The 14,524-nt window shown below is 41.1% G+C and carries 13 protein-coding genes; 5 read left to right on the forward strand and 8 right to left on the reverse strand.

What is annotated here, in order from left to right; genetic code table 11:
• The first annotated feature begins 6 nt into the window (after window positions 1-6).
• Window positions 7-1,146 (forward strand): DHHW family protein, encoded by a 1,140-nt coding sequence (locus MKY63_RS06505; protein WP_339812108.1) that lies wholly within the window; start codon window positions 7-9, stop codon window positions 1,144-1,146.
• A gap of 171 nt (window positions 1,147-1,317) precedes the next feature.
• Here the strand turns inward: MKY63_RS06505 and MKY63_RS06510 are convergent, their stop codons facing one another.
• The 4 genes from MKY63_RS06510 to MKY63_RS06525 form a co-directional block, all read right to left on the reverse strand.
• Window positions 1,318-2,727: a HAMP domain-containing sensor histidine kinase gene (locus MKY63_RS06510; protein WP_339812111.1), complete on the reverse strand. Its 1,410-nt coding sequence runs from the start codon at window positions 2,725-2,727 to the stop codon at window positions 1,318-1,320.
• Window positions 2,711-3,358 (reverse strand): response regulator transcription factor, encoded by a 648-nt coding sequence (locus MKY63_RS06515; RefSeq protein ID WP_076130096.1) that lies wholly within the window; start codon window positions 3,356-3,358, stop codon window positions 2,711-2,713. The genes MKY63_RS06510 and MKY63_RS06515 overlap by 17 nt, the downstream gene beginning before the upstream one ends.
• An 84-nt stretch (window positions 3,359-3,442) precedes the next feature.
• Complete coding sequence (locus tag MKY63_RS06520; protein WP_339812114.1) at window positions 3,443-4,720, reverse strand: cellulase family glycosylhydrolase; 1,278 nt, start codon at window positions 4,718-4,720, stop codon at window positions 3,443-3,445.
• 125 nt (window positions 4,721-4,845) lie between these two features.
• Window positions 4,846-5,400, reverse strand: a complete 555-nt coding sequence (locus tag MKY63_RS06525; protein WP_339812117.1) for a hypothetical protein — start codon at window positions 5,398-5,400, stop codon at window positions 4,846-4,848.
• A 184-nt stretch (window positions 5,401-5,584) separates the two neighbouring features.
• Here MKY63_RS06525 and MKY63_RS06530 point away from each other — a divergent pair, with 184 nt between their 5' ends.
• Window positions 5,585-6,028, forward strand: a complete 444-nt coding sequence (locus tag MKY63_RS06530) for a hypothetical protein (RefSeq protein WP_036684901.1) — start codon at window positions 5,585-5,587, stop codon at window positions 6,026-6,028.
• Window positions 6,029-6,107: 79 nt separating this feature from the next.
• Here MKY63_RS06530 and gshAB read toward each other — a convergent pair whose 3' ends face one another.
• The 3 genes from gshAB to MKY63_RS06545 all read right to left on the reverse strand — a co-directional run bounded on the left by gshAB (window position 6,108) and on the right by MKY63_RS06545 (window position 10,233).
• Window positions 6,108-8,438, reverse strand: a complete 2,331-nt coding sequence (gene gshAB / locus MKY63_RS06535; RefSeq protein WP_339812119.1) for a bifunctional glutamate--cysteine ligase GshA/glutathione synthetase GshB — start codon at window positions 8,436-8,438, stop codon at window positions 6,108-6,110.
• Between the two features lie 19 nt (window positions 8,439-8,457).
• On the reverse strand, window positions 8,458-9,810 hold the full coding sequence (locus tag MKY63_RS06540; RefSeq protein ID WP_339812122.1) for an MATE family efflux transporter: 1,353 nt from the start codon (window positions 9,808-9,810) through the stop codon (window positions 8,458-8,460).
• A 69-nt stretch (window positions 9,811-9,879) separates the two neighbouring features.
• Window positions 9,880-10,233: a MerR family transcriptional regulator gene (locus MKY63_RS06545; protein WP_076105349.1), complete on the reverse strand. Its 354-nt coding sequence runs from the start codon at window positions 10,231-10,233 to the stop codon at window positions 9,880-9,882.
• An 82-nt stretch (window positions 10,234-10,315) separates the two neighbouring features.
• Between MKY63_RS06545 and MKY63_RS06550 the strand changes: the two genes are divergently transcribed.
• The 3 genes from MKY63_RS06550 to MKY63_RS06560 all read left to right on the forward strand — a co-directional run bounded on the left by MKY63_RS06550 (window position 10,316) and on the right by MKY63_RS06560 (window position 13,140).
• A complete protein-coding gene (locus tag MKY63_RS06550; protein WP_036684896.1) occupies window positions 10,316-10,624 on the forward strand; it encodes a hypothetical protein in 309 nt (102 codons plus the stop codon).
• Between the two features lie 260 nt (window positions 10,625-10,884).
• Window positions 10,885-11,790 (forward strand): winged helix-turn-helix domain-containing protein, encoded by a 906-nt coding sequence (locus MKY63_RS06555; protein ID WP_339812126.1) that lies wholly within the window; start codon window positions 10,885-10,887, stop codon window positions 11,788-11,790.
• Between the two features lie 75 nt (window positions 11,791-11,865).
• On the forward strand, window positions 11,866-13,140 hold the full coding sequence (locus MKY63_RS06560; protein ID WP_339812128.1) for an MFS transporter: 1,275 nt from the start codon (window positions 11,866-11,868) through the stop codon (window positions 13,138-13,140).
• Between the two features lie 183 nt (window positions 13,141-13,323).
• Here the strand turns inward: MKY63_RS06560 and MKY63_RS06565 are convergent, their stop codons facing one another.
• The gene (locus MKY63_RS06565) at window positions 13,324-14,340 is read right to left on the reverse strand and encodes an Abi family protein (RefSeq protein ID WP_076296212.1); all 1,017 of its coding nucleotides are present in this window, start codon (window positions 14,338-14,340) and stop codon (window positions 13,324-13,326) included.
• Between the last annotated feature and the right edge of the window lie 184 nt (window positions 14,341-14,524).

A 14,524-nucleotide genomic window follows, 5' to 3' on the forward strand; every position in this document is an offset into this window, starting at 1 on the left:
TTGTTTATGAAGCAGAAGACGGATCGAATCCTGGTTGGGGGATTTGTTGCAACGTTATTTCTGATCGCTATCCTCTTTTTCTTACTGCCTGTTCAGCGTTTCTCTGAGCTTGAGAACCGGTATTTGCAAAAGGCCCCCCATCTGACATGGGACAATTTATTATCCCATACCTATGCGGAAGAGGCCGAAAGCTTTGTAACCGATCATTTTCCATTTCGGGCCAAATGGGTATGGGTGAAATCGGCGGTGGAACAGATGAGGCTGCAGCAAGAGAATAACGGAATCTATAAAGGAAAAGACGGCTATCTTTTCGAAAAATTCGCAGCACCTGATTACACTAAAGTTCAGCAATATGCAGCAGCTGTGAAACGCTTTGCCGATAACAATCCTGATGCAAACACCACTTTCTTATTGGCACCTACATCGGTTGGCTTGTACAAGGAACGTCTGCCCTGGTTAGCTCCTGTCTACTCGCAAGCTGAGGTGAATCAAACAATAGCTAAGGATGTAGGAGATAGCCTTACTTTTATAAATGGATTTGATGTTCTTAGCCCACATGCCGCAGAACCCATTTACTATCGGACCGACCATCACTGGACAACCTACGGTGCCTACTTAGCTTATGTAGCCTATGCTCAAAGCATGGGCTGGCAGCCTCTGTCCCAGAGCGAATACCAGATTCAGACTGTGAGTAATTCATTTCTCGGAAGCTATCATACCCGGGGGCAATTTATCGGGGTCTCACCTGATTCCATTCAAATGTACAAACCTAATCATGAGGTATCCACCCAAATGTACATTCAAGATACCGGTGAGACTTTAACAAGTATGTATGACCCAAGTTATCTGGTGAAAAAGGATAAGTACTCTTATTTCCTAGGGGGCGTACATGCGCTCATGAAAATCACCAGCCAGCTTGATCCAACAACGGTCAAACAGGAAAAGCTGCTCGTCATCAAGGACTCTTATGCACATAGCGTTATTCCATTCCTGACTCAGCATGTGCCTGAAATCCATGTGATCGATATCCGTTATTATACTGGAAACATCAGTGATTATATGGCTCAAAATGACATCAAGGATGTCTTGCTGCTTTTTAATACGGCTACTTTTATTGATAATGCGGCGCTATTGAAGTTAAATTAAAGGCACTCAGGGAAAAGGTGTTGTGCGTAACTGCGGGAATGTTGGACTTTCGGTCGCTGTTGTCTCCAGATGTTTTTGATTTTACCGCTATCAGCGGATAACATCCGGAGACAGCTTATGCTTCCGATGCGAGCTTTCCTTCGGAAGGCTTTCAGGCGAACGCTAACGCTCCTACAGTTCCAAAATCCCCTTCTTAACTTCAAACCAAATACTAAAACTAATATATGAATCCTCTAATCTGGACTCGTATTTCAGATCATTTTTGCCAAGAATCTCCGCGACGATGGACAGGCCAAGTCCAGTACCGGAGATTTCTTTATTTCGAGACTCTTCAATTACATAGAATGGGTCCCAGATATACGCTAAATGCTCCGTTTTCAGGCGATTGGTTTTATTGGAGATCGTGAATTTTAATGTACGAGTAGTGTCACTCCCTAGTTTTATTTCAAAAAAATCCTCTTCACCATATTTAATGGCATTACTAATTAAGTTGTTGAATACTATCTCAATTTGGCTGATATCTTCTTCAACGATAGAGGATTCAAGCGAATGAAAGTCGGTCATTAAGGTTATGTTTTTATTTTTTAACGTAATATTATATTGTGAGATCACTTTTAGCAGAAGCTCTTTAAGATCAAAAGGCTCTTTATGCACTTCTGACTTTTGGATCTTGGACAATTTAATTAAATAATCCACCATATCCGACGTATACTTCACTTGCTCCAAAATGATATCCGTATACGTGCCATCATCCAGACCGTCCTGAATGCCAATCGTATAGGCTTGGATTAAGGATAATGGTGTTTTCACTTCATGCGAAATGCTTGAGATAAGGGTATTTAAACTTTGATTTTTCTCCTCCAATTTGGCATGGGTGCTCTTTAGACGCTGACTCATCTGATTGATGCTTTTCGAGAGCTCTTCGATTTCATCCCCCGTTTGAATCGTCACTTGTTTAAAATCGAGATTGGATATATCCTTTGCGACATCCTGCAATTGTTCTAACGGTGTAATGATCTTTTTTGAAAAATAAGCCACTAACAGCAAACTGATAATAATCCCCAGTAGAATGGAGTAAAAGCTGAATTGATTTACGAGGGTCAAGGCATCTGTATTGTGCACAACCACAGTTCCTATGAGGATTAGACTGCTATCCTGCTCGTATATTTTCGTTAACAGACTCGATTTCAATTTGCCCTGATTAAATAAAAGATTAACCGTGTTGCCTTGTTTTACTTTTTGTAATACCTCATCTGTGATCCAAAATTTATTAAGTGCCACCTTATCTTTAAACAACGCAAATTGAATATTTTCGTTAATTTCTGCTGTACTTCCACTGTTTTCAACCCTAACAATCGTTACGTTATTATTGTTTTCGATCCTGCTTTCATTTTCCATGAGTTGATCCAAACGGAGATCCTTTACTTCGTCATAAATGGTGTTGATCTTGGTTTTCATTTTGTATAGGTAATAATCTGCTGAGAAATAGTTGTGCAGGAAATAAGACGTACCAAAAACAATCAGCAAAATAATGCTCACCATGATCAATAACTTCGTACTTATTTTATGAATTTTTATCATGGAAGCTGTACCCCATTCCCCTATGCGTGATCACGTGGTCGGCCCCAATCTTATCGCGCAGCCTCTTAATATGCGTATCTACCGTTCTTTCTTCGCCCAGATAATCCATTCCCCAAACCGCAGACAATAAGGCATCTCTGGATAAAATACGTCCTTTATGCTCATACAGGAAGGTTAGCAATTCAAATTCTTTTTTATATAACGCCAGTTCGGCCCCATTCTTGTACACTTTCTTCCGCTCAAAATCGATTTCTAAATCCCTAATCGCAGCCACTTTTTCAGTGCCTAGCATTTTTTTAATTCTAAGCATCAAAATCCTTGGGTCGAATGGTTTTCTTATATATTCATCTGCCCCTATATCCAAGGCACTGAATTCATCATCATGGGAAGACCTTGCGGTCAGCATTACAACTTTAGCCAAACTAACCTTCTTGATTTCATTACAAACCTCAAGCCCGTTTCGCTTAGGCATCATCCAATCCAGCACCACCAGATCGATCCTATTCGAAAAAAAGAGCTCAAGCGCCTCTTCACCATCCGCTGCTGTCCAAACGTTATAGCCTTCTTTTTCAAAATAAGTCTTCAATATAGTGGTCATATGTTTCTCATCATCCGCAATTAAAATATTCAAAGTAGATTCTCCTTCCTATAATTATCAGAAGAAAAAGGCGAAATCCTTTACAGGTTTCACCTTTTCATATATTTTCATGCTACGTTATTGCAACTTCTCTACACCTAATCCCTTCGTCAGTACGTTCCATATCGGGTTATCGACCGTCTTTCGATCAGGCTGTTCACCCTTCTCTATCGCTTCCCAATACTCCCAGGTTGGTGGCTCAGTGCCAAGTTCATAATCCATGCCATCCCAAGTATCCTCCCGGAACGCATAAAACGCCCAGTGCCAGCCGTAATCATCAAAAATCGAGATTAAATCAGCCAAGTATTGATCTGCACCTTTTACAAGCCGGTTCGTGCCAAATTCTTCAGCGACAATACGATTAGCAGGGATGTTATTTTTTTCTGCCCACTGTGCGATAGGTTCTAGAAAATCCTTTAAGGCTTTCTTATTGAATGCTTTTTCCGTCTTCTCCTCACCTACTTTAACTGTTCCAGGATATTCATAGGTTAAGCCTTTTTTCTTATTTTGGCTGGTGAGTTCGTAGGGTTCGTACATATGAAAAGCATATAATACATTCGCATCATCGATGGGTTTCAAATATTTAAAGGCCCATGGTGTAGCATACAGACCAGAATTGACGATAATAGGGGTTTCCGTATCTACGGTTCGAATCGCTGTCACAATAGTCTCATATAAAAGATTCAAATCCGCCGGAGTATTCTCCACTGAGCTATACCATTCGTTGTAATCCTCTGTCCAGAAATCATTAAATCCAGTAGCTTGTTCAGGATGTGGCTCATTAATCAGATTATAGCCGACCACCGCAGGATGATCTTTTAATCTTTCCGCAAGATCCTTCCAAAACGTTGCCGCTTGTTCATGATAACTGAAATCCTTCCAGATTCGATCATCATTTGTATAATTATTAAACTGCCGCCACCGATCGCCGGGCAAACTAAGGACTGTCAGCACTACTTTTGACCCCCGCGCCTCAGCTGCATCCAAGTCTGCCTTTAACGCTGTGAAATCGTCCTCAACAAGCCCCTCGTATTTATCTGCATTCCCTATTAAAAAGTCTTTATCTGGATTAGCATCCGGTTGATCGTTAAACAGGAAATCACTATCTTTTGCCCATTTATCTGGCGCAAGTCGAATGAACTCTATATTATTTTCTTTCGCCGCATCATAATTTTCGGGTATAGATTTGGAATTCATGAAATTTGTTCCTTTTCGCTGTTGATCCCAGAAAGCGATCTTCTCATTGACCTCTTTCTTTACCTCCTTCTCCGGTTCAAGATTTGCTTGTGGTGTTGCTGCACTGCATCCTACAACTACCAACAAAATCAATACGATAAACCCTTTAAACTTCTTCATTCTCTCACCTCGTAACCTATCGTAGCCAAACTCTGTTACAAGAGTGTCACAAGAGAAAACGAGACAAAAAAAGAGATATTCCAAAACCGGACCGGCTTTAGAACATCTCTTATCTTCGACTAACCTCACAAATCATATTCATAGTTATCAAACTTGCCATCTGAGGCGAAGACATATTCACAGATGTTCTCACCCCATCTAGCTATAACACTAAAGACGCGACCCGAAGTGGGAATATCACTGGTGGATGCTGGAGGGTTCACAAATTCATATTTCCCTTCGACGAGTGTTACAGGAACTTCTACAATTGGAAGCTGCGATTCATCAAAGCTCTCAGTTAGATAGGCCATCTTTATTGTGACTTCACTCGGTGCGTAATCTCCAAAGTCGACCTGCATTTTCTCCCCTGGTTTCAAGCGACGCAGACCCGTTAGAAGCGTAGGTTCACTATGCCAAGCCGTATAGTAAAAGGAAGCCCGATCATAGTCAGCTCCATTCCAGCTCGTCTTTAGAATGACATAGTTCTCTATAGCATCTGTACTATTCTCATGTGTAATGATAAGGGGCGACGGTTCAGCAGGACTTTTGAAAGAGCTCTCGGATTTACTCATTATTCCCCCGCGTTCCCCAAGCACCACCGCACCAATGATAACTACTGCCAACAGCATCAATGAAATCAATAATATCCTTTTAGACTTATTCCTATGTTTGATAATAGCTTCCGCCTTTCCTTAAACTTCTAACCCTTCTTTCATTTAACACTTGATCATCAAGCCATGCAAGTAGGTAGCTGATGAATTATATAGCAAATCCAAGAGGTAACTCTCCTTCTATCATATTCTATTTCTAGGAGGTGAATATAATATGACCATTCAGTTTGTAGATTTAAGACTATCCAACCAAGCTGCTTCGGATGCTACACCAGCAGTTATTCCACTAGCAGCGACTCCCCTTGTTTTTGGGGATATTGGTATTCAGACCGCAGGCGTGTCGGCTGAGAATCAAGGCAATGTCCGCGTACTTTTGACCGGATTTCTAAAAGTAGAAAACAATCCTCTTTTCAATACCAATACCGTTAATGTTCGCAGAAACGGAACGATCATTTTCACCACGACATTTGGGGTTGCGATCAGCAGAGAAAATGAAGCTTTCGGTTTTACAGCAGTAGATATTCCACCACCAGCGGCTGTCGCAACAGGTCAAATTCAGTACACAGCAGAGATCTTCACAAATGCAGCTGCAACAGATCCCTTTAATAATGTCCAAGCCAGAAACTTTAGTGGCGTTGCAGCTGCGGGTAACTCCTAACATGAACATCTAGTGGGTGGGAAGCGAATTTCCCCTTTAAAAACAGAAGCTCAACCAAAGGTACTGGTTGAGCTTCTGTTTATTCCCCAAATAATAGATCCAGAATCCGTTCATCCGCCTTTCGGTTCTTCCCTTTATAAGGATAACAATGAATATGAATCGCTGGATTAAAGTTAATCTCAATAACGCTATAGTTGGTAGCATTGGCTTCTTCCTTGATGTCATCAATCATCATATCCACTCCACAAAAAGTGGCGCCCGCAGCTTTAGCCGCTTGAATCGCCAGAGCCTTATAACTATCTGGGATCTCATCCGTAAAATCCAGGCTGTCACCACCCGTGCTAATATTAGAGTTCTCCCGAAGATAGATGACTTCGTTTAATGGAGGAATATCACTCCAAGCCTGAGCGTGGTTGTTCAAGAACATCGCTTCTGCTTCACCGATCTGAATTTTCTCAAGTGGAGTCTTGTACCCGTGGCCTCTTAACGGATCCTTATTCTTCTCGTGCACCAGTTGTTCAATCGTATGTACACCATCTCCAATCACATTTGCAGGAACCCGGTGCAATACTCCGACTACTTCATCACCCATGACAAGAAAACGATATTCTTTACCCGTCATGAACTCCTCTAGTAGCACAGTTCGATCAAACTCGAAGGCGATTTGGAAAGCTTTTTGATAATCTTCTTTAGAGAAATCGTCTGTAAAAATAGTAATGCCGAGTCCAAAATTGGTTGATTTGGGCTTAATCACAATAGCTTTGTTACGGTAAGTGCCATGTGCATTCATTGCCTCTTCAAGATTTCGAAAAGCTTCTCCTGCAGGAACACGAATGCCTTGCTGTTTAAGAACTTCTTTCGTAACGATCTTATTCTCCATGATTAATACCGTACTATAAGAATCAAGGGAGGTCTTCGTAGCTTGCTTAATATATTCTTTATGATCACCTTGCGTAAGAACTACAAAGTTCTCTTCCCGATCGATCAATTGAAACTTAATGCCACGTTTAACCGCTGCCTTCAAAAGAAGCTGTGTAGATAGCTCCAGATCCTCATATCCCACAAAACGGTATCCATTCGCAAGACTTTCCTTAGCATATTGTTTAGCTTTATTCAGATGGTATTGTACAAAAGAGGATTGCTGAACTTCCGACTTCACAATAGCTGCAAAACTCCGGTCTGGCTCTACAATTTTATTCTTAGCTCCATGCAAAACGTTCAAAAACACTTCATTCTCCGGGTTCAACAGTTGGATCATATCCTGCATCTCATGAATACAAGTTAAAGCCTGCTGCTCCATCGTTGTATATGAATCCCCGTAATCATGCAAACATCCCTTTATTCCTTCCATGATTAGTTGATCATGATTAAGATTCGCCATCTTCTGATCCTCTACTCCGAACGGTTCGTCCTCCTTCAGCAGCATATACAGGATAAAAAGATGAATGAAAATCATCGTTTCTTTGCCGATTCCTATTTTGTAGAGTGGATTCAGATCAATAAACCGAAGCTCCAAATAAGCTATCCCATCTTGCATCAGTTCCTCTAAAGGATGTTTGCCTCTTGCTGTCTTCACTCTAACCGGACTATAAAACTCTTTTACACTTAATAATTCTTCCGATTCGATCAAAGCTTGTAAATCATGAACATAATCCTTTAACGAAGCAAAAGATACATAAAGAGGTTTTTCATTTCGATACCCACATTCGCTATTTCGCAGTGAATTCATATTCTGATAATAAAAGCTTTTGTCGTCATCTGATTCCCCGCGAGCTACACATTGTTCCATATAAGTCTTATCAAAAACAGGGCTGGCGCCTGTTAAATAGATAAGAAGCCAACGGTACCGCAATAGGTTGCGGGCTATTTTTAAGTAGGTAGCGTCTTTGAATTCTTTAAAGCTCACCTGCGGATCTGCTATGTCATGAAGCTGTCTCAGAAATTGTTCATCAAAAGAGAAATTGTAATGGATTCCGCTCAGCAATTGTCTTTTGCGACCGTATTTGTCTGCTAGCTGATGTCTGTATTCATCCTCAATCGGATTACCCATCTTGGCAATGGGGATGTCCTGATCATTCGGTAACCTCGGAGGATTACTACTTGGCCACAGATATTCTTCCTTGAGCTCAAGCGACACAATATCCTGCAACGCCTCCAGAAAGTTATAAGTTTCATCAATAGAATCAAAAGAAGGGGTGACCATTTCAATTTGACTCTCTGAGAAGTCGGTTTGAATATACGGGTTCTCCATTTTGTTGCCAAAAGCTTTAGGATGTGGTGTCAGCGCAAGTCTTCCCTCTGGATCCACTCTGACATTTTCTTTTTCCAGTCCAAATTCGCCGTGAAAAAGCTCCTTATTCAAATGGTTATCCCTCAGAAGCTGTATGAGTTTACGATTTAATAAAGCCATTTCAACGATCATCCTTTGCTTAGTAGTTTACCTGCTGTTTGTTCATTTTGAATAAAGATCTTCTAAACCAGAACACAAGAATAACTCCTTTAAACACACTGCTTAGAGCAATCGACATCCACACCCCACTCAAGCCAAAAGGTCCGGATAAGATCAAGGCTAGTGGAATTCGCAGTGCTGTAAATGTAATACTAAAGATCGGCGGGATATGGGTTTGGCCAATACCGTTAAAAGCACCTACTGTCATCAATTCCATACACATGAATAATTGTGAGTAACCAATGATGCGCATATAATTAGTGCCTAATTCCAGGCTTGTCTGATCTGATAAAAATAAGGAAAATAGCTGCTGCGGGAACGCAATAAATATAAGCGATATGATCACGCCAAAGATGGTGGTTAAGATCAAAGCCTTACGATAGCCCTGCCCAATACGGTCCAATCGGCGTGCTCCATAATTTTGACCAAAAAAGGCAGCAATAGCTCCCTGTAGTCCTCCAATTGTCATATAAGAAATAGATTCAATTTGAATCCCTACTTTTTGCACCGCAATCGCATCCGCCCCAAAACGTACAATGATCTTAGCAATGACGATCGATATGAGCGTAAAGGTGACCCGTTGGATTGTGATCGGAAGTCCCATACGGATTACTTCTTTCATTTGACGACTGTCCCATGCTGATGTGTTCGAAATGATTTCTGACTTTCTTGTCTTTATGATAAAAAGAGCCGTAACTAAGATGTTCGCTGTCAATGTTGCCGTGGCTGCCCCCGCTACTCCCCAACCTTCAAAACTGCCCCAGCCAAAAATTAAAAATGGATCAAGAACAATATTAACCATAAGACCAATGGAGAAGATCTGAAACGGTTGTTTACTATTTCCCATCGAGTTTAAGAGTGTGGCAAACAAAGTATTTACGATGGAAAATACCGTCCCGAAGATCGAAATCATTAAAAATTGCTGTGCCATCCGTTCAACTTCATCACTTCCAAGATCAAAAAAACCAATCAACCGATTGTTGGTCAACAGAACTAAACTCATATAGAGAAGTCCTAATAAAATAGACATCATAAACCCGTTTTTCATATAAGATTTAGCCTTCTCTATCTGGCCAGATCCCATACAAAACGCAACCTTAATCCCTGTACCGATCGTAATCATAGTCGACAATGCAATCGCTAGATTAATGAAAAAACTCGCCGTGCCAATCGCGGCAACAGGACCACTTCCTAATCTTCCAACCCAAATCATATCGACGAGGCCATAAGTTGTGGAAATGAAATTCGTCGCAATAATGGGAAGCGTTAATTTCATTAAGGTAGGCATAATAGGACCCTGAGTCAAATCATTCATGCCCTTCAATTCCTTCAAATCTAATAACACCTTCTTCATCTGATTTTCAGATTTATTATATAACCAAACACTTATATAATCAATTGATTATATTTCAGCAATCTGTTGGACCAGCCTTTCAAGCATCCGTATCCGATTACGGAGTTCCAATTCTTCTTGTCTCAATCCGTCCAGCTGAAGATTCAGAGATTCACCTACTTCCTTAATCAACTCGGCATGGCCACACCCATAACTCCTTTTCAATTTAAAAATAGACTGGATATCCCTTAGTATAACTCCATAACTTTTCAACTCTTGAATGACAAAATAATCTGCCAGATGCTGCTCTGTATACATCCGTTTACCATCTGGTCCCTTGGACATAATCAAGTCCAGATCCTCATAATGTCTGATGGTGTCTTTCGTAGTTCCTGTTAGGGCTATAAATTCACCGATTCGCAAAAGTACAACCTCCTCCATACAAATATAAATTGACACGGGGTTAACCCCGCAACGTTTAATTTTATTAATGGGGGTGCATCAAATGATAGGTTCAAGCCTTATAATCTTGTATGGAATGGTTAGTGTGCTTGGGGCAGTGGGGATTCTAATTAAGGGCTCCGCTAAATCTGCTGTGGGTTATATTTATTTGTTTTTGCTTTCTCATATTACGTTAGTCGTCATCACCCTTTATGCCTTATGTAAACCGCTTAACTTCATTTGGTTTATTATCGGTTTTCTCACCTGTCTTATCTCCCGATGGCTCAACGGTAAGTTTGTCTTCGGTAGGAATAACTGGCTTCATTACTTTATTGTTGCGCTGATCTTTGCTGTGGGCTACTTCTTAACCTAGTCTCTTCATTATGAGCCTGAAGACAGAAAGTGGAACTCCTAAAAAGTATATAAATTGTGTAGACATCAAAAGACAGTTCCTAGTGCACAAAATGTGCCTACCGGAACTGTCTTTTTTTCGTAATTAAAATTTCTTTTGTTTTTCAGTCGAATGGCTATTGAAAACGAATTTTAGTTCGTTTACAATAAAACTAATAATAAGTTCTATAATTATAGAACAAATAATTGTTTCAGTAACTTACTCAAAGAATGGAGAAGCTCATGGAATATAAAGTAGAAGTCGATTTTGCCCCCATGTATGAATGTGTGAACAGTATGACTGCTTTTCTAAGCAAGCAGAACCATACTGCTATGGATTCCGGTAAGCTCTGGGTACGTGAAGTCCAAGCAAGATTTGCCCCGATGTTGCTTCGTAAAATGCAAGAGGTCGTTAAGAAACTTGATGATTTCAGTTTGGCTCCCTATATTTGGTGCTGTCCAGTAGAACGTTCGGTTAGCAGCTTTCTGGATTGGTTTGATGGGTTAACTTCGGGTGAACTGTATGAAATATCTGGACGTTTCGGCCAATCGGTCCCCTCTAATCTTTCCGAGCTAAGAGACACTGCCTCTGACATCCTGCGCGAATGGAACGCGGGTTACTTCAATGGAATCGACCCTAATATCCTCAAAGGGCTTGAACAGGAAGCCGAGTCAAGACGAACGACACTGAATGGGAACAATGATATGGAAGTCTTTGAAGCAGCAACCGACGGAATGCGCCTCTATCCAACCGAACGTCTGAAGCAGGTCATTATCATTCCGCAATATCATGCCCGCCCACTGGTCACCACCTCTATGTTTGATGAATTCGTGTTCACTAGCTACTCTTGTGATGTTCTCCCTCCCGAAGCTGGCCGGCCTGCTCCAGCACTACTTCGACTTACCCGGGCACTCTCGGATGAGACGCGGCTGTATATCCTTCGTCTGCTTACAGGCAAGCAGTTGAATTTCACGGAAATCGTGCGGGAAGTCGGACTTTCTAAAAGTACAATCCACTACCATCTGATCGCGTTGCGCGCAGCAGGGCTGGTCATTGTCCATACCAACGTTAAAAGCACATCGTACAGCCTGCGATTGGAAGCCTTAAATGGGCTACCGCAGCAGATTGGGTCGTATTTGGAGAATTAAGCATAAACGCCTTAAGCGTCCTTATAAGGACGGTAAGCGTATATGCGAGAAATATAAGAAAGGAGTGAACAGGCTATGATAAAACGCAGCTATTATGGTTTACTCTCAACCATAACTTTAAGTGCTTTTGGGGATGCTTTTGGCTTGTTGGCTATGGAATGGCTCGTCTATGAGCTGACGGGTTCCAAACTAGCGATGGGAGCACTCGCGCTCAGCTCCGGCATACCTGAGCTGCTGCTGCGCTTGCTGGGCTCGCCGCTGTCCGACCGACTCCACCGGGTACGCTTTATGGCCTGCTTGGCAGCCATTCGCCTGCTGGCTATAGCACTGCCGCTAGGCATGGGTCTGGCTGGCCAACTGCAGCTGTGGCATCTGTTTGTCGCCGCTGGTCTCAGCGGGGCCTGTGCCGCTCTGTTCATGCCAACAGCCATGGCTGTTATTCCCGGCGTTGCCGATAGCCGGAAGCTGGTGCGGGCTTTTGCTATCATCGATGGCAGCAAAAGTGCAGCAGTCTTGCTGGGCCCCGCCCTGGCTGGGGCGTTGACCGCTGCCAGTGGAGCGCTGCCAGCCCTTAGCATCAACATGTTATGTTACGTTGCGGCCATCACTACCTTGCTGTGCTTGCAAAGGCTACCCAAGCCCTCTCCAGCTCCAGGCCGTTTCTCCATTACCGTCTACGTTCGCGAAATAGCTGAGGGTTTTACCTTCTATAAACAATTCCCCGCCATGCTTACGATAATGATGATGGCCTCTATTAGTAATCTAAGCTCCATTGCCGTCTGGACCATGATGGTTCCTTTTGTACGCGAAGTGCTCCACCGTGATGCGGCGACGATGGGCACACTTAGTACAGTTTTCGCACTTGGAACCTTAGTCGGACTAAGCATCATTTCCATGATAGGGGAAATTAAAAAGAGGCGGCTTGTCATGCTCGGCAGTCTGGGGACCATCGGTTTAGTAACAACATTATGGGGGTTATTTCCTAGTTTTTCTTTTGCTCTCGCCGCCGTATTCGCCACCGGAACGATAGCTCCCTTCTTCGGTTCCTTAAGCTCTTCACTCCATGGACGGCTGGTTCCGGGTAATCTGCAAGGAAGAGTCAACTCCATCCGTTTTTTAATCGGTGGCGGCTTGCAGCCTTTTGGTGCTTTTGCCGGCGCCGCGATTGCTGAACTCTATGGCGTGCCTGCGCTTTTTGTCATCGCCGGATTGCTTCCACTGCTCTGTGCCAGCGCTGCCTTGCTGCTCCCCGGACTCAAAACACTGGACGGCGACCTCTCTACACTTGAAGCCACTCATCGGCAACCCGTGGTGGAAGGTTCATCGCAAAGTGTTGTAACTGAGCGATAGATGGTAATAGGCTTAAAAAAACTCATTTTAATTATTTATGATGAAATGAATAAAAAAAGAGATGCTTATAAGCATCTCTTTTTTTGACTAAACAGTTAACCTTTGTCTCGGATAACTCGCCGTCACGCACGATTATTTTATGTATAAATAATAACATATATTCTAAAATTAATAAAGAAAAAATCATTTCATTCCTAGTTTAAACCAATCTGAATGCTTTCCCCGCCCCATTCTTTCGAACATCTTTACCATTAAGCTTTTTTCACGTTTTGAATTACAACGTCTAAAATAAAAATCTTTAAATAGCTTTTCTATATCTTTTAGACTTTCAAACTGGGAAAGTACTAATAAAGTGTCATATAGTCTTATTTCATAATAAGTTGAAACTCCTGCAGTATTAATTTTAGTTCTTAAACCTAAATCATTTATTAAACCCGAATCAATCCTTAAACGATTCGATGTCCGAAATCTATTAACTAATTGAAAATGTGCACAAGTATTTCTTAATTCAATAAAAATTCGTACTGAGTTGATAAACTTTTGTTTATCAATGTACTTCATCCCCATATCTTCAATGACCTTTTCAAAAATATCTCTTTCAAATCCTAATAATAAACTAAAGAGAGAACCAAACTCAAGGACTTTAATAGTCACCCAGAACGGTGGGTGATCATAAGTAGATATATAAGGATATTTAGCTCTGCAATGCTCAATGAAATTACTATACGTAGCCCCATTGAAATAAATATTTGTCTGAAATATTTTATGTCCTGTAATATTCTTAGCTAAATCTTTAGGTAAACTCAAATGATTTGAACGTGGATTGGTATACTTATTGATATCAATGTAACATGCAGAATCAGAAGCATTTAAATAATGTTTTTCACAAAACCGATATGCCATGGAAGATTTCAAACGAATTTCAAATTTATCTAAAATTTTCAAAATCTCTAAATTCAATTTTTTATCAAAATCATACAACAATAAAAAGTCTTCAAAAAAAAGACCATTGTATTCTTTATTAGTAGCTTTTGAATCAGTTAATAACAATGTTTCAAATCCATTTATTAAGTCAAAATAATTCTTTTCTAATAAGTGTCGTTTAGCTTTTTCTTCATCCCTAATAATTAATTTTCTTTCTTTTAATAAGTCAATTTGTTGGTCTAAAGATTTGAATGTTTTGGTAACATGTGTGCTCAAATAAATCTCCCCATTATTTTTAATCTATTTATTTAAAGGTTCTATAATTTTCTAAATGAGCAAGCCGCCTAGTTTACTTCCATTTTTCGTAAGAAAATGTAAAAAACCACTCTGAATTATACATTAAATAAAAAAATAGGGATATGAACTTCTAGGACGTTTGGCATAATGAATGAGATACTCC

Origin of the sequence: Paenibacillus sp. FSL R7-0189, assembly GCF_037969925.1 — a bacterium.
Lineage (GTDB): Bacteria > Bacillota > Bacilli > Paenibacillales > Paenibacillaceae > Paenibacillus_AQ > Paenibacillus_AQ odorifer.